An 18,343-nucleotide genomic window follows, 5' to 3' on the forward strand; every position below is an offset into this window, starting at 1 on the left:
GCGCGGGCCACGCGGATCAGGCGCCGGCGGCGAGTCTCACGAAGTCGTCGAGCTGGAGCTGCTCGCCCCGCAGCGACGGGCTGATCCCGGCCGCTTCGAGGGCCTCCGCCGCGGCCGTCGGGGTCCCGAACACGACGGACAGCGACTGACGGAGGGTCTTCCTGCGCTGCTGGAACGCGGCGTCGACCACCGCGAATGTGCGGCGGCGGAGCTCTTCGTCGCCCCGCGGCTCGGCGCGACGATCGAAGGCGACCAGCACGGAGTCCACATTCGGGACCGGCCAGAAGATCTGCCTGCTGACGTTGCCCGCGGTGCGCCAGTCGCCGTACCAGGCGGCCTTCACGCTGGGCGCGCCGTAGACCTTGGAGCCGGGGCCCGCCGCGATCCGGTGGCCGACCTCCGCCTGCACCATCACCACGCCGGAGCGCAGCGTCGGGAAGGTCTCGAGGAAGTGCAGCAGCACGGGCACCGACACGTTGTACGGGAGGTTGGCGACCAGCCGCGCGGGCTGCTCCGGCAGCTCCGTCACGGTGAGGGCGTCCTGGTGGAGGACGGTCAGCCGCTCGATCGCGGAGGGCGCCAGCTGCTCGACCGTGACCGGGAGCTGCGCCGCGAGCCGGCGGTCGATCTCCACGGCGACGACGCGCGCGCCCGCCTCCAGGATGCCGAGGGTGAGCGATCCGAGGCCGGGTCCGACTTCGACCACGATGTCACCCGGCTCGACCTCCGCGACCCGCACGATGCGGCGCACGGTGTTGCCGTCGATGACGAAGTTCTGGCCGAGCTTCTTGGTCGGGGTGACGTCGAGCAGTTCGGCGAGGTCGCGGATCTCCGCCGGCCCCAGCAGGCGCAGCTCGCTCACGCGATGGTCCCGATCGGGCCCGACGGCGGCGGCCCGACGGGCTCGCTGTCCCAGCGGCCGTAGACGAGCTCCGTGTTCGAGTTGATCTGCGCCCCGAGGGTGGAGGCGTCGGTTCCGAGGTATTCGGCCATGGCGCGGACCGTGTGCGGGATGAGGTACGGCGCGTTGGGCCGCCCGCGGAACGGCGCGGGCGTGAGGAAGGGCGCGTCCGTCTCGACCATGATCAGGTGGCGCGGTGCGGCCTGGAGCGCTGCACGCAGGTTCGGCGCGCTCTTGAAGGTGACGTTGCCGGCGAAGGACATGTACCAGCCGTTGTCCGCGCAGATCTCCGCCAGCTCCACGTCGCCGGAGAAGCAGTGGAAGACCGTGCGCTCCGGCGCCCCGACGCGCTTCAGCGTCGCCACGACCGCGGCGTGCGCGTCGCGGTCGTGGATCTGGAGGGCGATGTCGTTCTGCTTGGCGATCTCGATGTGCGCCTCGAACGACGCGAACTGCGCGTCGCGGCGCGGCCCCGCCTCCGTGCGGTAGAAGTCGAGCCCGGTCTCGCCGACGGCGCGCACCCGCGGCCGGGAGGCGAGCTCGGCGATCACCGCGAGCGCGTCGTCCAGCTCGCCGCGCTCGGCGTAGTCGGGGGCGTCGTTGGGGTGCAGGGCGACAGCGGCGAGCATCCGCGGCTCGATCGCCGCCATCTCCGCCGACCAGCGGGAGGTCTCCACGTCGTTGCCGACCTGGACGACGCCGCGCACGCCCACGCTGGACGCGCGGTCGAGCTGCTCGCGGTAGTCGAGCGGGTCGTCGCCGTCGGCGATCTCCAGGTGCGTGTGGTTGTCGTAGACGGGCACGACGAGCGCCTCCGGCAGCGGCGGGTACGCGAGGTCGCGACCGTCGGTGACGTGTCGCTGCCGGATGAACGCGGGGTCGGTCATGCCCCCTGCACCACGTCCGCCTCGATGCGCGGGAACAGCGCCTCGAGCCCGTTGACCTCGGTGCCGGCGGGAAGCCGTCCCCACTCGCCCGCCTTCCGCAGCGGCTGCGCGTCGAGCGGGCCGAGCTCCGCGGTCACGCCGAGCGCCGTCCACAGCTTCGCCGTCGCCTTCGGGATGACCGGCGACAGCAGCACTGCGAGGGCGCGCAGCCCTTCGGCGGCCGTGTACAGCACGGTCTGCAGGCGCTCGCGCTTGGCGTCGTCCTTGGCGAGCGACCACGGCTCCTGGATCGTGATGTAGCCGTTGAGCTCGTCCACGACGGTCCACACCGCGGCGAGCGCGTCGTGGATCGCCAGCGTGCTCATCGCGGCGTCGGCCTCGGCCGCGGCCTTCGCGACGACCTGCTGCACGTGGAGGTCGGCCTCCTCGTAGCTCACCGCGGGCGGAACGACACCCTGGAAGTAGCGCGTGACCATCGCGATCACCCGCGACGCCAGGTTGCCGAAGCCGTTCGCCAGCTCGGCCTGGTAGCGCGCGGCGAGGTCCTCCCAGCTGAACGAGCCGTCCTGGCCGAAGTTGATCGCGCGCAGGAAGTAGTAGCGGAAGGCGTCGGAGCCGAAGGTGTCGGTGATCTGCGTCGGCGCGATGCCGGTGAGCTTGGACTTGGACATCTTCTCGCCGCCGACCAGCAGCCAGCCGTGCCCGAAGACCCGGTGCGGCACCTCGAGCCCTGCGGCCATCAGCATGGCGGGCCAGATGACGGCGTGGAAGCGCAGGATGTCCTTGCCGACCAGGTGCGTCGCCGGCCAGCGGCGCTCGAAGGTCGCGTCGTCCTGGCCGTAGCCGACCGCGGTCACATAGTTGAGCAGCGCGTCGAACCAGACGTAGACGACGTGCGACTCGTCCCAGGGCACCTTGATGCCCCAGTCGAAGCTCGACCGCGAGATGGACAGGTCGCTGAGACCCTGGCGCACGAAGGACACGACCTCGTTGCGCGCCGACTCCGGCTGCACGAACTCGGGGCGGTCCTCGTAGAGCGCCAGCAGCCGGTCGGCGAACTCGCTCATCCGGAAGAAGTAGTTCTTCTCCTGCAGCAGCTCCAGCGGCTTGGAGTGGATGGCGCAGACCTTCTGGCCCTCGTACTCCCCCGTGCCGTCGACGATCTCGCTCTGCGGCTTGAACTCCTCGCAGCCGACGCAGTACAGCGCCTCGTACTCGCCCGCGTAGATGAAGCCGTCGTCGTACAGCTTCTGCAGGAACTTCTGCACGTTCTTCTCGTGCCGCTCGTCGGTGGTGCGGATGAAGTCGTCGTTGGCGATGTCGATCGTCTTCAGCAGCGGCAGCCACTCGTTCGTCACCAGCCGGTCGGCCCACTCCTTCGGGGTGGTGCCGTTCGCGGTCGCGGTGCGCAGGATCTTCTGCCCGTGCTCGTCGGTGCCGGTGAGCAGCCAGGTGTCGTCGCCGGCCTGACGGTGCCAGCGCGCGAGCACGTCCGCGGCGACCTCCGTGTAGGCGTGCCCGATGTGCGGGACGTCGTTGACGTAGAAGATCGGCGTGGTGATGTAGAACGCGGAGCCGTCGGACATGGTGACTATCCTACGGCCGCCCGCGCCCCCTCCCGCCGTTGTTACCGACCTGCTGCGCGCGGGGCACGTCGTTGTCACTTCCGGGCGCCGAAAGTGACAACGACGTGCCCCTCGGCGGCGGATCGGCGAGCGTGGTCAGCGCTTGGCGTCGAGGGCCGCCTGATAGAGGTCGCGGCGGGAGAGGCCGGTGGCCTCGGCGACCTCGGCGGCGGCCTCCTTGAGCCGGGCGCCGTCGGCGACGAGCGCTTGCACCTGGGCGAGCGCGGTGGCCGGGTCGGCCTCCCGCACGGGCGCGCCGGCGACGACCACGACGATCTCGCCGCGCACGCCGTCCTCCGCCCACGCGGCCAGCTCGGCGAGCGTGCCGCGGCGGACCTCCTCGTAGAGCTTCGTCAGCTCACGGCAGACCACCGCGCGGCGGTCGGCGCCGAAGACCTCCGCCAGGTCGGCGAGGGAGGCCGCGAGCCGGTTGGGCGACTCGAAGAACACCATCGTGCGGCGCTCGGCGGCGAGCGCGCGGAGCGCCGAACTGCGCTCGCCGTGCTTGCGCGGCAGGAAGCCCTCGAAGGTGAACCGGTCGGTCGGCAGCCCGGAGACGGCGAGCGCGGTCAGCACCGCACTCGGGCCGGGCACCACCGTGACGCCGACGCCCGCGGCGGCCGCGGCCTCCACCAGCGGGAAGCCGGGGTCGGAGACGGTCGGCATCCCGGCGTCGGAGAGCACCACCACGTCCTGGTCGCGGGCGAGCTCGACCAGCTCGGCGGCACGGTCGCGCTCGTTGTGCTCGTGCAGGGCGATCAGCCGCGGCCGGTTCTCCACCCCGAGACCCGCGAGCAGCCGCTGGGTGACCCGGGTGTCCTCGGCGGCCACCACGGTCGCCGTCCGGAGCAGCTCGACCAGGCGGGCGGAGGCGTCGCCCAGATTTCCGATCGGCGTCGCGGCGAGGATGATCATGGGTCCAGTCTGTCAGGATGTCCTGGTGACCTCCCCCTCACCCCTCGCGGGCGACACCGCGGCAGGCGACACCGCGGCGGGCGCGACCCCACAGCCCGCCGGGCACGGGTCGGCCGCGCATGTCGCGCCGCCGCGTATCGGCAGCCGGCTGGACGACTGGTGGGCGCGCATGCTGCGCACACCGCTGCGGCTGAAGCTCTGGTACTGGGGCGCGCCGATCGGGGTCACGCTGCTGGCCGCGATCCTGCGGCTGTGGGACCTCGGCACGCCGCACGTGCTCGTGTTCGACGAGACCTTCTACGTCAAGGACGCCTGGAGCATCTTCCACCTCGGCTACGAGGGGAGCTGGCCCGACAAGGCCGACCAGTCCTTCGCGGCAGGCAACACCGACATCTTCGACTCCTCGCCCTCGTTCGTCGCACACCCTCCGCTCGGCAAGTGGATCATCGCGCTCGGGATGGCCGCGACCGGCGCGGGCAACGCGTTCGGCTGGCGGCTGTCGACCGCGGTCGTCGGCATCCTGGCCGTGCTGATCGTGTTCCTGATCGCCCGGGCGCTGTTCTCCTCCACGATCATCGCCACGATCGCCGGCTTCTTGTTCGCCATCGACGGGCACGCGATCGTGATGAGCCGGGTGGCCCTGCTCGACAACATCGTGATGTTCTTCGCGCTGCTCGCGTTCGGCTGCGTCCTGCTCGACCGGCGCTGGCACGCGAACCGGCTGGCGGCGAAGCTGCTCGCCGCGCGCCGCACGGGACACGACCCCGCCTGGGGGCCCGTGCTGTGGTGGCGGCCCTGGCTGATCGCCGCCGGCATCCTCACCGGCCTCTGCGCCGGGGTCAAGTGGAGCGGCTTCTACTTCCTCGCGTTCTTCGCCGTCTACGTGGTCGTGGTGGACCTGGTGGCACGGCGCAGGGAGGGCGTGGCCTTCTACATCAGCGGGGCCGTGCTCAAGCAGGCTCCCGCGACCTTCGTGTTGATGGTCCCGATCGCGGTCGCGTCCTACATCGCCACCTGGACGGGCTGGCTCGTCACCAGCGGCGGCTACTACCGCGGCTGGGCCCAGTCGGTGCACGCGCAGTGGACGGGCGCGCTCTCCTGGGTGCCGCTGTGGTTCCAGAACCTCTGGCACTACCAGACGGAGATGTACAACTACAGCATCAACCTGCACGTGCCGCACCCGTACCAGTCCAACCCGCTGACCTGGCTGTTCATGATCCGGCCGACGAGCATGTACTACACCGGCAACGCATACGGCCAGGCCGGCTGCACCGCGCCGGGAGGCTGCTCGGCGGCGATCACGTCGCTCGGCAACCCGATCATCTGGTGGGCCGCCGCCGCGGCGGTGTTCTACCTGGTCTACCGGCTCGCCCGCTACCGGGAGTGGCAGGCCGGCCTCATCCTCACCGGGCTCGCGGCGGGGTACCTGCCGTGGCTGCTCTACATCAACCGCACGATCTTCCAGTTCTACGCGATCGCGTTCGAGCCGTACCTGATCCTCGCGCTCGCGGCGGTCATCGCACTCGTGCTCGGCAAACGCACGGACCCGGAGCCGCGACGGCGCACCGGCATCGCCTGGACGACCGTGTTCCTCGCGCTCGCGACGGCGGTCAGCGCCTTCTTCTGGCCGATCTGGACCGCCCAGCAGGTGCCGTTCTGGTTCTGGCAGATCCACATGTGGCTGCCGAGCTGGGTCTGAGCCGGGCGGTCGTCGGCGGCGCAGCCAGGGTCTTCCGCTGTCGGCCCCGGGTGGTAGACCGTGGGGTATGGATGCCGAAGAGCCCCTGAACCTCGTCCCCCTTCCCGGCAGCGAACGGCCCGAACGCGTCGGCTATCAGGCGCGCGGAGCACTGGCTCCGGAGGCGCCCGCCCAGGCGACGCTGATCCTGCGCCGCCGCGCGCCCCTCCCCGACGACGTGTTCGAGTCGCACCTGACCGCGCAGGAGCTCGGGGACCGTTACGGAGCCTCGCCCGAGGACCTCCGGCTGGTGACCTCCACGCTGGCTCGGCTGGGCGTGACCATCGACGAGGAGAACGCCGCCGAACGACGCGTCCGCATCTCCGGACCGGTCTCGGTGCTGGCCCGCGTGTTCGGCACCGACCTCGCCGAGTCGCGGCCGGCCGACGCCGGGGAGGACGCCCCGAGCTACCGCCAGCGCTCGGGCGGCCTCAGCATCCCCGCGCAGCTCGACGGCGTCGTCATCGCGGTGCTCGGCCTCGACGACCGCCCGCAGGCGCGCGCCCAGTTCCGGATCGCCCGCCCCGCCGCGGTCAGCACCAGCTACACGCCGCCGCAGCTCGGCAAGGTCTACGACTTCCCGGCGGACGTCGACGGCACCGGCCAGACCATCGCGATCATCGAACTCGGCGGCGGCTACGAGCAGTCCGACCTGGACACGTATTTCGCCGGCCTCGGCATCCCGACCCCGTCGGTCACCGCCGTGGGCGTGGACGGCGCGGCCAACATCCCGGGCCAGGACCCGAACGGGGCGGACGGGGAGGTCATGCTCGACATCGAGGTGGCGGGCGCCCTCGCTCCCGGAGCGTCCCTGGTGGTGTACTTCGCCCCCAACACCGACGCCGGCTTCCTCGACGCGGTGAGCACCGCCGCGCACGCGTCGCCCACACCCGCAGCGATCAGCATCAGCTGGGGCCAGTCGGAGGACCAGTGGACGGCGCAGGCGCGCACCGCCTTCGACCAGGCACTCCAGGACGCGGCCGCCCTCGGCGTCACCACGACCGTGGCGGCCGGCGACGACGGCAGCAGCGACCGCGTCGGCGACGGCAAGGCGCACGTCGACTTCCCGGCGTCCTCCCCGCACGCGCTCGCCTGCGGCGGCACCCGGCTGGAGGCGAACGCCTCGACGGGCGCCGTGCAGTCCGAGACGGTCTGGAACAACGGCACCGGCAGGGGCGCGACCGGCGGCGGCGTCAGCGCGGTCTTCGCCCTGCCGACCTGGCAGCGGAACGTCGGCGTCCCTTCGGGACCGGGGGGAACGGATGCGGGAGGCGCGGCCAACGGCCCCGGAGGCCGCGGGGTCCCCGACGTCTCGGCGGTCGCCGACCCCCAGACCGGCTACCAGGTGCGCGTCGACGGCAAGGACGTCGTCATCGGCGGTACGAGCGCGGTCGCGCCGCTGTGGGCGGCGCTGATCGCCCGCCTCGCCCAGTCGACCGGCTCGCGGTTCGGGCTCGTGCAGCCGAAGCTGTACGACTCCACCCGCGCCGGGCAGGTCGCCGCCGGGTTCCGCGACATCACGTCCGGTGACAACGGGGCGTATGCGGCGGGGTCGGGCTGGGACGCGTGCACAGGGCTCGGGGTGCCGGAGGGAGCGCGGTTGCTGGCGGGGCTGTGAGGGGGTGGGGGCTGGGACTTCGTAGCCGACCGCACCGCGCGGGGACACCGCGCACACACATACCGGCCGCGCCCCTGCCGGGAGCGCGTGTGCGTTGAGGCAAGAATGGACGGGTGTCCTCACCCGTCACTCCGCCCGCCTCCCCCGCGCGTGCCTCGGTCTCCTGGCTGCCCGGCGTCGCGGTCGCCGCCCTCGCGACGGCGGCGGCGTGGGGCATCCACTGGCTGGCGCCCGCCGTCCCACTGCTCACGGCGGCGGTCGTGCTCGGGATCGTCGTCGGGCATGTCCCGGCGGCGCGCGGTGCGCTCGGCGGGGTGCTGGCGCCGGGGCTCGCGGTGAGCGCGAAGCGGCTGATGCGGATCGGCGTGGTCCTGCTGGGCCTCAAGCTCAGCCTGGGTGACATCGCCGGTCTCGGCTGGCTCGCGATCCTGACGACCGTCGGCATCGTGGGCCTCAGCTTCGCCGGGACTTTCCTGATCGGCCGGCTCTTCCGGCTGCCGGGCCACCAGCCTCTGCTGATCGCGACCGGCTTCTCGATCTGCGGGGCCTCGGCGATCGGCGCGATGAGCGGCGTGGTCAAGCCGAAGGACGAGGAGGCGGCCACGCCCGTGGCGCTGGTGACCCTGTGCGGGACACTTGCGATCTTCGTGCTCCCGTTGCTGTGGCATCCGCTCGGCCTTTCCGGACTGCAGTTCGGCCACTGGGTCGGCGGCGGCGTCCACGACGTCGGGCAGGTCGTCGCGACCGCGCAGATCGCCGGCCCCGCCGCCCTGGCCGTGGCGATCGTGGTCAAGCTCACCCGCGTGCTTATGCTCGCGCCGACCGTGGCCATCGCGGCGATCGTCGAGCGCCGCCGGCTGGTGGAGGGCGACCCGAGCGTCCGGCGGCCGCCGATCGTCCCGCTGTTCGTGGCAGGGTTCATCGTCGCCGTGCTGATCCGTTCATTCGTGCCGTTGCCCCCGGGCGTGACCGACGGCGCGGACACGCTGCAGACGATCCTGCTGGCGATGGCGCTCTTCGGCCTCGGGACGGCGGTCCGGCTGCGCACCCTCCTCGGGACGGGCTGGCGCGCGCTCGCCACCGGCATCCTGTCGTGGGCGCTGATCGCCGCGCTGGCCCTCGGGGCGGTGTGGATCTCCGCGTGAGCACGGGCGGACGGGCCCACGATCCCTCTCTAGTGCACGAGCTTCAGTCCGACCACGCAGCCGACGACGCCGAGGACGAGGAGCAGTTTCACGATCGAGAAGCCGTCGTCGCCGAACACCATCGCGTAGAGCACAGTGAGCGCCGCGCCGATGCCGACCCAGACGGCGTAGGCCGTTCCGGTCGGGATCGCGCGCATCGCGTACGCGAGGCCCGCCATCGAGGCGAGCAGGCCGACGACGAAGACGAGACTGGGTACGAGGCGGGTGAAACCGGCCGACTTCCCGAGGGCCGTGGCCCAGACCGCTTCGAGCACGCCGGAGAGGATGAGGACGATCCACGACACGATGACGACTCCCTGGCCAGTCTTGTCGCGTGCCGGGTACTGAACCGTCGTCCGGGATCGCTGTCGCGATCTCAGCCCAACCTAGCGAGGCGGCCTGAGCAGGTCCCGTGCAGGGCCGTCAGCCGATGACCGCGTGTTACGGAGCCCGCCGAACGCCCTCCGGCGACCTCGGGTAGCGTGGCCGCATGGCTGATCGCGAATATGGCTTCAAGACGCGTGCGATCCACGCGGGCAACATCCCCGACCCGGTGACGGGAGCCCGCGCCCTCCCGATCTACCAGACGAGCGCGTTCGTGTTCGACGACACGGCCGACGCCGCGGCGCGCTTCGCCCTGCAGAAGTACGGCAACATCTACTCGCGCCTGGAGAACCCGACCGTGGCCGCGTTCGAGGAGCGCGTCGCGAGCCTGGAGGGCGGCATCGGCGCCGTCGCGACTGCGAGCGGCCTGAGCGCGCAGTACATCACCTTCGCGTCCCTGGCCGGCGCGGGCGACCACATCGTCGCGTCCGCCAACCTCTACGGCGGCTCGATCACCCAGCTCGACGTCACGCTGCGCCGCTTCGGAGTCGACACGACCTTCGTGCAGAGCTCCGACCCCGCCGACTACGCGGCTGCGATCACCGACCGCACGAAGCTCGTCTTCGCCGAGACGATCGCCAACCCGTCCGGTGAGATCGCCGACATCGAAGGCCTGGCGGAGGTCGCCCACGCGGCCGGCATCCCGCTCATCATCGACTCCACCATCGCCACGCCGTACCTCAACCGCCCGATCGAGTGGGGCGCCGACGTCGTGATCCACTCGGCGACCAAGTTCCTCGGCGGCCACGGCACGACCCTTGGCGGTGTCGTCGTGGAGAGCGGCCGCTTCGACTGGCACACCGACAAGTTCCCGCTGTTCAGCCAGCCGGTGCCGTCGTACGGCGGCCTGCAGTGGTCGGGGAACTTCGGCGAGTACGCCTTCCTCACCCGCCTGCGCGCCGAACAGCTCCGGGACATCGGCCCGTCGCTCGCGCCGCACTCGGCGTTCCTGCTGGCGCAGGGCGTCGAGACCCTGCCGTACCGGATCCAGGCGCACGTCGACAACGCCCGCGCCGTCGCCGAGTGGCTGGATGAGGACCCGCGGATCGAGAAGGTCTTCTGGGCCGGTCTGCCCGCGCACCCGCACCACGACCGGGCGCTGAAGTACCTCCCGCAGGGGCCGGGCAGCGTGTTCTCGTTCGTCGTCAAGGGCGGGCGCGAGGTCGGCCAGCGACTGATCGAGTCGCTGAACCTCGCGAGCCACCTGGCGAACATCGGCGACGCGAAGACGCTCGTCATCCACCCCGCCTCCACCACGCACGCCCAGCTCACCGAGCAGCAGCTCATCGACGCGGGCGTCCTCCCCGGCGTCGTGCGCATCAGCGTCGGCATCGAGGACGTGGACGACATCATCTACGATCTGGATCAGGCGCTCAGCGCGGCGGTGAAGGAGGCGGCGGCATGACCACCACGACGATCGACCACTCGTCCACGACCCAGGATCCGACCGGGGATCCGACCACGGCGGACGCGACCACGACCGAGGTCCAGCTCGTCAACGGCCTGAGCTGCTCCCTCCCTGCCGACTCGCCGCTGGCCAAGCTCCTGAAGTCGCAGCGCACCTGGACCGGCCCGGACGCCAAGGAGCGCCTCCGAATCCTGCGCGGCGCGAAGTCGGTCGCGATCGTCGGAGCGTCCGCCAACCCGGCACGATCGAGCTACTTCGTCGCGACGTACCTGCTGCAGTCCAGCGACTTCCGCGTGTACTTCGTCAACCCGAACGCGGACACCATCCTGGGCCAGAAGGCCTACCCCGACCTCGCCTCCCTCCCCGAGGTGCCGGACATCGTCGACGTGTTCCGTCGCGCGAGCGACATCCCGAGCGTGATCGACGAGGCTGTGGCGGTCGGCGCCCCGACCGTCTGGGTGCAGCTCGGCATCTGGAACCAGGAAGCCGCCGAGTACGGAGAATCGCTCGGCCTGACCATGGTCATGGACCGCTGCATCAAGATCGAGCACGCCCGCTTCCACGGCGGACTCCACCTCCTCGGCTTCGACACCGGCCAAATCACCGCGCGCAAGACCCTGCGGTGATGGCTCCCCGCTGACTCACTCCACCACCTCCACGCGCCGGGCACCCGGCGCGGGAGCCGCGTCCATCGCCCGCGCGAGCCGCCGGTCGCCCGTGACGAGCGGGGCCGCGAGGAGCTCGGACAGTGCGACGAAGGTCGCGTCGAAGGCGCTCATGGTCGCGCGCAGATCCCACACCCGCTGCTCGACGGTCTCGAACGGCCAGGGCTCGATCGGCAGCTCGAGGAGTTCCGCGTAGGCCATCGAGGCCTCCGCGTCGCTCAGCGCGCCACGCAGCCGAAGTTTTCGCAGGACGTTGGCCGCCTCGGCGAACATCAGATCGGGCGCGGCCAGGTCGCGGCCGCGCAGACGCTCGGCCACGGCCCGGCCGTTCTCGCCGGGATCGACGAGGAGGTCGATCACGGCGCACGTGTCGACGACGACTGTCTCCGGCAGACCGAAGTCGCCCGGGAGCGGATCGCCCGGTGAAGCCGAGGGATACGCGGCGTGGGCGCGCGGGCGCTGCACCGCCGCCGCCGCGCTCATTCGCGGCTCCGGGCGATCATGTCGGACACGGCATCGCGGTCGAGCGGCGGGAAGTGTTCCGCGCGCCTCCGGATGCTGTCGAGGACGTCGTCGACCGTTCGCTTGCCGGCGATTCGGGTGAGTTCATGCACGAGATACTCCTGAAGTGAGCGCCCCGAACGCGCCGCACGCGCCGCGAGCTCGTCGCGGACCTCGTCCGGAACGGAGCGGATGGTGATTGAAATGGGCATGCATGCAGTTTAGCGGTTGTGGATGCATTTTGCATGTGGTCCTTTCTGTGTGGGTTGGCTGATGCATCCATGCTGGCCGGGTGGAGACGCTCGGGAGCGGCCTCGACGGAATCTGCGGAGAGGTCGACGGGAGTCAGAGGCTGTGGAGGAAAACCGGGTGCAAGACCCTCACGCCCGCGCCACGATGTGGAACACGTGCCAGTGCTTCGGCCCCTCGAACGACATCCCGCGCCGGTCGTCCTCGACCAGCTGCAGCACGTCCAGCCCGGTCAGCATGGCCTCCACGCCCGCGCGGTCGTGGAAGTTCATGCCCGGCCGCCCGAACCACTCGTCGTGCGGCCCGAACAGCTCGCCGGCGAACACTCCGCCCGGCTCGATCGCGTCCCGGATGTCGGCCCACAGGTACGGAAACCGCGTGGGATCGCAGAACGGCAGCGCGAATCCGGCATAGACGAGATCGGCGCGCGGGAGCTCGCCGAGCGATTCGAAGGTGGCGCAGCGCGTCGAGACACGGCCGGAGGCGTCCGGGGACAGCCCGGCGCGGACGCGCTCGTCCACCGAGGGATCCGAGTCGATGGCGAGCACCTGCCAGCCGCGCTCGGCGAGCTCCCGCGACTCGACCCCGTCGCCGCAGCCCAGGTCGACCGCGGTACCCGCGGGACCGTCCCAGGCCGCGACCGCCGACTCGAATGTCGGCCGCACCCCGCGTCCGCCCTGCTTCTCGTAGAACTGCGACCAGTCGAACGCCATGGCCAGAGCCTACGCGCGGCGCGACGCGGAAGGCCCCGTGGTGGCTAAAATCGGCGAGTGGAATCCGCGCCAGCCAGTCCCCGCGTCGCCGTGCTCGGCCCGGTGCTCGTCGAGGACCGGGCGGGCGCGCTCGCCGAGCCGGCCGGCACCCGCGGCAAGAGCCTCATCGTCGCCCTCGTGCTGGCCCGCGGCGGCCTCTCCGTCCCCGCGCTCGTGGAGGACCTCTGGGACGACGCTCCCCCGCGGCAGGAGCGCGCGGCCCTCCAGACGCTGGTCTCGCGGGTGCGCACGGCCAGCGCCGACGGCCTCCTTGAGTCCACGCCGAGCGGCTACGCGCTGGCCGTCGGCGCGCACGGAACGGACCTGGGCCTCGCCGCGCACCGCCTCGACCGGGCCAGGGACGCCCTCGCCGCCGACGCTCCCGTCGACGCCCTCCGCGAGGCGAACGCGGGTCTGGCGCTCTGGCGCGGCGAACCGGGGCTGGAGCTCGCGGGCTCCCGGCTCGGCGAGGAGCTCGCCCGCACGGCCGACGAGCTGCGCACCGAGCTGCTGATCGTCCGCGCCCGCGCGGCCCGGCGGAGCGGGGACCCCACGACCGCGCTCGCCGACCTGCAGGAGCTGCTGCGGATGCGTCCGATGGACGAGTCCCTGCACGCCGAGCGGATCCGCGCGCTCGCCGATGCGGGCCGGCGCAGCGACGCCCTGCTCGCCTTCGCCGAGCTCAAGGAGGCGCTGCTCGACCGGCTGGGGACGCGTCCCGGCGCCGAACTCGTCTCCCTCAACGCCCGCCTGCTCGCCGAGGACGACGAGCGCGAGCCGGCCGCGCCGCGCCGGGTCCGCATCGGGTTGCGCACAGCGCCGAACGCCCTGGTGGGACGCGAATACGACCTGGAGGCCGTGGAGGACCTGGTCGCCACCTCCCGCCTGACGACCATCCTCGGCGCCGGCGGCCTCGGCAAGACCCGGCTGGCGCACGAGGTCGGGCACCGCGCCATCCACACGCCCGCGGTGGTCCTCGTCGAGCTCGCCAGCGTGCGCTCGGGCGACGACATCGAGCTGGCGTTCGCCTCCACCCTCGGGATCCGGGAGGCCAGGACTGCGCGCCTCGCCGAGCCGGGAGCCCAGCTCGACCTGCGATCGCGCATCCTCGGATTGCTCTCCGAGCGGGAGACCCTCCTCATCGTCGACAACTGCGAGCACATCGTGGACGCGGCCGCCGCCTACGTCGAGGACATCCTCTCGGCGACGCCGACCGTGCGGGTGCTGGCGACGAGCCGGGCCCCGCTCGCGATCGGCGCCGAACGGGTCTACGCGCTCGGCCCGCTGCCCTCCGACGATGACGGCCCCGCGGTCGAGCTGTTCCGCGAGCGCGCCAGGGCCGCCCGTCCCGGGGTCGTGCTGCCGCCGGAGACCGTGGCCCGCCTGTGCGCCAGGCTCGACGGCCTCCCGCTCGCCATCGAGCTGGCAGCCGCCCGCACGCGCTCGCTCGCGGTCGAGGAGATCGAGCGCCGGCTGGAGAACCGGTTCGCGCTGCTGACCGGCGGCGAGCGCACGGCGCCGGAGCGCCACCGCACGCTGTTCGCCGTCATCGACTGGAGCTGGAACCTGTTGGCGGGCTCGGAGCAGACGCTCATGCGCCGGCTCTCGACGTTCCCCGACGGGTTCAGCGCCGAGGCGGCAGAGGCGGTCGCGGGAGCCCAGTCCACCTCGGTGCTCGACGACCTCGACGCTCTCGTCGCGCAGTCCCTGGTGAACGTCGCGGAGGACCCGGACACCGGCATCCTGCGCTACCGGATGCTGGAGACCGTCCGCGAGTTCGGCGACCTGGAGCTGACCGCGGCGGGCGAGGCCGAGGCGGTGCAGGCCGGGGTGGACGCCTGGGCGGTCGCGTTCGCGCGCGACACGTTCGTGCGCATGCACGGCGCGGAGCAGGTGCCCACCTTCGCGCGCGTGACCGCCGAGCAGGACAACCTGGTCGCGGTGCTGCGCTCGGCGCTCGACGGCGACCGGCCGGCCACCACGGCCGGCGTGTTCGCACTGCTGGCGTACTACTGGTCGCTGCGCAGCGCGCACAGCGAGGTGCTGGGCTTCGGGCCCGCCGTGCTGGACGCGCTCGCGAAGTGGGAGCCGGAGGGCGACGACCGGGAGGCCGCCGCCGCCTGCTACACGCTGATCGGCGCCACCTTCCTGTACGCGGGCCTGCGCACCGCCGTCCGCGCGATCTCTCGACTGCGCAGGCTCCGCCGGGAGGCGCCCTTCGCCGATCCACGCCTCAGCGCGATCGCCGGGCTCGTTCTCGCCGCCGGGCACGTCGAGCCCGGGATGCGGCTGCTGGCCGAGTTCAGCCGTTCCGCCGACCCCGAACTCGCCGCGATGGGCGCCCTCCTGACCGCGCAGCTCCAGGAGAACGCCGGCGAGCTCGACGACGCACTGGCGACGGCGACCCGCGCGCACGAGAAGGCGATCGAGGCGCAGGACACCTGGTCGCGGGCGACGGCCGCGCAGGCCCTCGCCCAGCTGCACAGCCAGCTCGCTCACCCGCAGGAGGCGCTCGCCTGGGCCGAGAGCGCCCATCAGGGCCTCGCCACCCTGCGCGCCGCGGGCGACCTCCGTCAGCTGGACTGGCTGATCGCGGTCAACTCGATCTCCGCGGGCGACGTGGAGCGCGGCCGTGAGCTCCTCGAGAGCTATCTGAACGAGGAGGTCGACCGCACGGGCTTCGATTACGTCGACTACTACGGGATCGGCTTCGCCGGGATGGCGGAGATCGCGCTCGCGGAGGGCGACCACGCGCGGGCGGTGCGCCTCTACGACGAGGCGATCGGCGTCTACTCGGACGACACGACCGTGGAACGCGACGCCGTGACCAACCCGTGGCTGACGATCCTGGGCGCGGCGCTCATCGCCGCCCGGCTGCGCGCGCACGAGGCGGAGGCGGCGGATCCGGAGGGCGCGGACCCGCTCAGCCGCGCGGAGACCGCCGAGGCGGCCCGCCGGCTGCGCGTGCGCGTCCTGGTGAACGCCCGGCTGAGCCCGCCGTACCTCGACAAGCCGGTGATCGGCACCGGTCTGCTCGGCTTCGCGATCTGGATGCTGGACGCGGAGGTGGGCGCCGAACGCGGGACCGACTGGGTCGACGCCGGCCTGGAGCTGTTCGCCCTGGCGGCGCGGGCCAACTCACGGCAGGACATCGAGAGCCTCCACCGCCGGCCGCTGACCGAGCGGGTGCGGCGCACCTGGGGCGAGGACCGGCTCGCGGCGGCGGAGGCCGCAGCGGCGGCGATCGGGCGGGATGCGGCGGCGGTGCGCGGGCTTGCGGTGCTGGGGGCTGTGCGGCCCTGAGTCAGGGACCCCCGGGCAAGCGTGTCTCGGCCGACCTGTGCGAGAATCGTGCACCGTGACGATTTTCGATCCGCGCCGAAACAGCATCGGCTTCATGCGCCTTGCTCTGGCGACCGCTGTGATCGTCTCGCACGCGTGGCCACTCGGCGGCTTCGGTCACGATCCGGGGCGCACATCGAACAACCTCGGCTTCCTGGCCGTCGAGGGCTTCTTCGCGCTCTCCGGATTCCTCATCACGCGAAGCGGCGAGCGGCTCTCCTCCGGACGATTCCTCTGGCACCGCCTGCTCCGGATCATGCCCGCGTACTGGATCTGTCTCGCCCTCATCGTCGTGGTGTTCGCACCGATCGTCTGGCGCGCGTCCCACGGGCTCACCGAGTATCCGTGGACGACGCCGAACCCGATCGGGTTCTTCGTCAACAACCTCCTGCTGGCGAACAACCAGGTGCAGATCGGCGACACTCTCGCGTCGAACCCCTACCCGACGCTCTGGGACGGCCCCCTCTACACGTTGACGTACGAGTTCGCCTGCTACCTGATCATCATGGCTCTCGCGGCGATGCGCGTACTCAACCGCCGTGTGGTGACCGTGCTCTTCGTCGCCGCCTGGGTGTGGCAGCAGGTGGTCTTGTTCAACCTGCTCGGGATGACGGAGCCCCGCCAGCCCACCCTGACCGTGTGTTTCCTGCTGGGCTCGCTGATCTACCTCTGGCGCGACGTGCTGCTGAGCCGCCGACTGTCATGGTGGCTGTTCGGCGTCTGCCTCGTGGTCGCCGGGGTGACCTACTCGACGGTCGGATTCCGTCAGATCGGCGTCCTGGCGTTCGCGTACGTCATCATCTGGGCGGGCGCGCGGCTCCCGCTCACGAACGTCGGAACCAAGCGGGACCTGTCGTACGGAATGTACGTCTACGGGTGGCCGGTGCTGCAGCTGGCGTCGTTCTTCGGGCTGAACGCCCTGGGGCTCCCCGTATACCTGTCTATCGTCCTGGTGGTGACCGCGGGCCTGGCCACGGCGTCCTGGTATCTGGTCGAGTCGAGGGCCCTGCGTCTCAAGAACATCGCCGTGCCCACCTGGCTCGGCGGCCGGGCTCAGCCCGCGGTGGAGAACAGCCGCGTCTAGCTGTAGTGCCCAGGGACGTTGTTTGATTTGGCACCCGTGACATAGCGAGAACCTCCGGGCCAGAGTGGGAGTTGCTTAGACACTCACTCGAAGACCAGGAGGTTCTCGTGTCTCACGGTAATGCGGCTTTGACGCCACGCCAAAGGCTGCGTGTTGCGCGGTTGATCATCGACGACGGGTGGACGGTTGCTGCGGCGGCTGACTACTTCCGTGTTTCGTGGCCGACGGCGGCGAAATGGGCGCGCCGGTATGTCGAGCTCGGCCCGGACGGAATGGCCGATCGGTCTTCGCGCCCGCATGCGCATCCGAACCGGACGCCGCAGCTGCTGGTGAAGAAGATCGTGCATTTGCGGATCAAGAAGCGCCTGGGGCCGGTGCAGATCGCCGGCCGGCTGAACATGCCGGCGTCGACGGTTCACGCGGTGCTGGTCCGATGCAGATTGAACCGGCTGACTCATGTCGATGTGAAGAAGCTCGGCAACATCCCCGACGGCGGCGGCTGGCGGTTCGTCGGCCGAGCCCAGGGCGACCGGAACCGCGCCGCGACACCGGGCAAGGAACGCAACCAGCACTACAACCCGAAGATGCGGCACGCGTTCGTCCATACCGTCATCGATGACCACTCCCGCGTCGCCTACGCCGAGATCCACGACGACGAGACCGCTGCCACCGCAACCGAAGTGCTCCGCCGGGCCGTGTCCTGGTTCGCCGACCGCGAGGTTATCGTCGAACGCGTGCTTTCGGACAACGGCCCCGCTTACCGCTCACACGCCTGGCGGCGCGCCTGCAGCGAGCTCGGCATCCGACCCAAATTCACGCGCCCACGACGCCCTCAGACCAACGGCAAGATCTGTGAAGACTTGTCATGGGGCTGCGACGGTTTCGGTCTGACTCAGGCCAAGAACTGACCATGGTGTCCTTCGTTCGATTTGTCGACCGGGGCCGCTGCAGTCTCAAGGAGCGCGCCGGCCGACCGGATCTGACCTGATAGGAGCTTGGACTAGAAGCCCCATCACAGTTCTGTCGACCCGCCCGACCGGCTCGCCCTGTCCGTTCAACGAGCGCGCACGGAAGGAGCACCTTCAGCATG

Annotated in this window: 15 protein-coding genes, 1 pseudogene and 1 riboswitch; of the genes and pseudogenes, 8 read left to right on the forward strand and 8 right to left on the reverse strand. The window is 71.4% G+C overall.

All coding sequences use genetic code 11. The annotated features are described in order from the left end of the window. Positions 1 to 16: 16 nt before the first annotated feature. From rsmA to rsmI, 4 genes are all read right to left on the reverse strand, one after another. Positions 17 to 862, reverse strand: a complete 846-nt coding sequence (gene rsmA / locus AC3A3H_RS03765; protein ID WP_487613204.1) for a 16S rRNA (adenine(1518)-N(6)/adenine(1519)-N(6))-dimethyltransferase RsmA — start codon at positions 860 to 862, stop codon at positions 17 to 19. Beyond that, a complete protein-coding gene (locus AC3A3H_RS03770) occupies positions 859 to 1,788 on the reverse strand; it encodes a TatD family hydrolase (protein ID WP_487613205.1) in 930 nt (309 codons plus the stop codon). The genes rsmA and AC3A3H_RS03770 overlap by 4 nt, the downstream gene beginning before the upstream one ends. Beyond that, positions 1,785 to 3,374, reverse strand: coding sequence for a methionine--tRNA ligase (gene metG, locus AC3A3H_RS03775; protein ID WP_487613206.1), 1,590 nt, complete (start codon positions 3,372 to 3,374; stop codon positions 1,785 to 1,787). Before metG ends, AC3A3H_RS03770 begins: the two co-directional genes overlap by 4 nt. Positions 3,375 to 3,509: 135 nt before the next feature. Next, the gene (gene rsmI, locus AC3A3H_RS03780; RefSeq protein WP_487613207.1) at positions 3,510 to 4,328 is read right to left on the reverse strand and encodes a 16S rRNA (cytidine(1402)-2'-O)-methyltransferase; all 819 of its coding nucleotides are present in this window, start codon (positions 4,326 to 4,328) and stop codon (positions 3,510 to 3,512) included. Between the two features lie 25 nt (positions 4,329 to 4,353). On the opposite strand from rsmI, the gene AC3A3H_RS03785 reads away from it, so the two are divergent. From AC3A3H_RS03785 to AC3A3H_RS03795, 3 genes are all read left to right on the forward strand, one after another. Beyond that, complete coding sequence (locus tag AC3A3H_RS03785) at positions 4,354 to 6,027, forward strand: dolichyl-phosphate-mannose--protein mannosyltransferase (protein ID WP_487613208.1); 1,674 nt, start codon at positions 4,354 to 4,356, stop codon at positions 6,025 to 6,027. A 67-nt stretch (positions 6,028 to 6,094) separates the two neighbouring features. Then, the gene (locus tag AC3A3H_RS03790; protein ID WP_487613209.1) at positions 6,095 to 7,684 is read left to right on the forward strand and encodes a S53 family peptidase; all 1,590 of its coding nucleotides are present in this window, start codon (positions 6,095 to 6,097) and stop codon (positions 7,682 to 7,684) included. 113 nt (positions 7,685 to 7,797) lie between these two features. After that, positions 7,798 to 8,829 carry a YeiH family protein gene (locus AC3A3H_RS03795; protein WP_487613210.1) on the forward strand — a complete coding sequence of 344 codons (1,032 nt, stop codon included), beginning with the start codon at positions 7,798 to 7,800 and terminating at the stop codon, positions 8,827 to 8,829. A gap of 29 nt (positions 8,830 to 8,858) precedes the next feature. On the opposite strand, the gene AC3A3H_RS03800 is transcribed toward AC3A3H_RS03795, so the two are convergent. Next, positions 8,859 to 9,173, reverse strand: coding sequence for a DMT family transporter (locus AC3A3H_RS03800; RefSeq protein ID WP_487613211.1), 315 nt, complete (start codon positions 9,171 to 9,173; stop codon positions 8,859 to 8,861). A gap of 11 nt (positions 9,174 to 9,184) precedes the next feature. Further along, a riboswitch (guanidine-III (ykkC-III) riboswitch) is annotated at positions 9,185 to 9,249 on the reverse strand. 109 nt (positions 9,250 to 9,358) lie between these two features. Between AC3A3H_RS03800 and AC3A3H_RS03805 the strand changes: the two genes are divergently transcribed. Together AC3A3H_RS03805 and AC3A3H_RS03810 are read left to right on the forward strand one after the other, a co-directional pair. Further along, positions 9,359 to 10,657: an O-acetylhomoserine aminocarboxypropyltransferase/cysteine synthase family protein gene (locus AC3A3H_RS03805; protein WP_487613212.1), complete on the forward strand. Its 1,299-nt coding sequence runs from the start codon at positions 9,359 to 9,361 to the stop codon at positions 10,655 to 10,657. Positions 10,658 to 10,755: 98 nt separating this feature from the next. Continuing rightward, positions 10,756 to 11,286, forward strand: coding sequence for a CoA-binding protein (locus tag AC3A3H_RS03810; RefSeq protein ID WP_487613240.1), 531 nt, complete (start codon positions 10,756 to 10,758; stop codon positions 11,284 to 11,286). A gap of 15 nt (positions 11,287 to 11,301) precedes the next feature. On the opposite strand, the gene AC3A3H_RS03815 is transcribed toward AC3A3H_RS03810, so the two are convergent. The 3 genes from AC3A3H_RS03815 to AC3A3H_RS03825 form a co-directional block, all read right to left on the reverse strand. Next, complete coding sequence (locus AC3A3H_RS03815) at positions 11,302 to 11,808, reverse strand: type II toxin-antitoxin system VapC family toxin (RefSeq protein WP_487613213.1); 507 nt, start codon at positions 11,806 to 11,808, stop codon at positions 11,302 to 11,304. Then, positions 11,805 to 12,038, reverse strand: coding sequence for a FitA-like ribbon-helix-helix domain-containing protein (locus tag AC3A3H_RS03820; RefSeq protein ID WP_487613214.1), 234 nt, complete (start codon positions 12,036 to 12,038; stop codon positions 11,805 to 11,807). Before AC3A3H_RS03820 ends, AC3A3H_RS03815 begins: the two co-directional genes overlap by 4 nt. 168 nt (positions 12,039 to 12,206) lie before the next feature. Next, positions 12,207 to 12,788, reverse strand: a complete 582-nt coding sequence (locus AC3A3H_RS03825; RefSeq protein ID WP_487613215.1) for a class I SAM-dependent methyltransferase — start codon at positions 12,786 to 12,788, stop codon at positions 12,207 to 12,209. 57 nt (positions 12,789 to 12,845) lie between these two features. Between AC3A3H_RS03825 and AC3A3H_RS03830 the strand changes: the two genes are divergently transcribed. From AC3A3H_RS03830 to AC3A3H_RS03840, 3 genes and pseudogenes are all read left to right on the forward strand, one after another. Beyond that, positions 12,846 to 16,130 carry an ATP-binding protein gene (locus tag AC3A3H_RS03830; protein WP_487613216.1) on the forward strand — a complete coding sequence of 1,095 codons (3,285 nt, stop codon included), beginning with the start codon at positions 12,846 to 12,848 and terminating at the stop codon, positions 16,128 to 16,130. Between the two features lie 55 nt (positions 16,131 to 16,185). Continuing rightward, the gene (locus tag AC3A3H_RS03835) at positions 16,186 to 17,253 is read left to right on the forward strand and encodes an acyltransferase family protein (protein ID WP_487613217.1); all 1,068 of its coding nucleotides are present in this window, start codon (positions 16,186 to 16,188) and stop codon (positions 17,251 to 17,253) included. A gap of 107 nt (positions 17,254 to 17,360) precedes the next feature. Continuing rightward, positions 17,361 to 18,104 (forward strand): annotated as a pseudogene (locus AC3A3H_RS03840) (DDE-type integrase/transposase/recombinase); the annotation flags it as partial. Positions 18,105 to 18,343: the final 239 nt, after the last annotated feature.

The organism is Leifsonia sp. Soil_N53, from assembly GCF_057655165.1.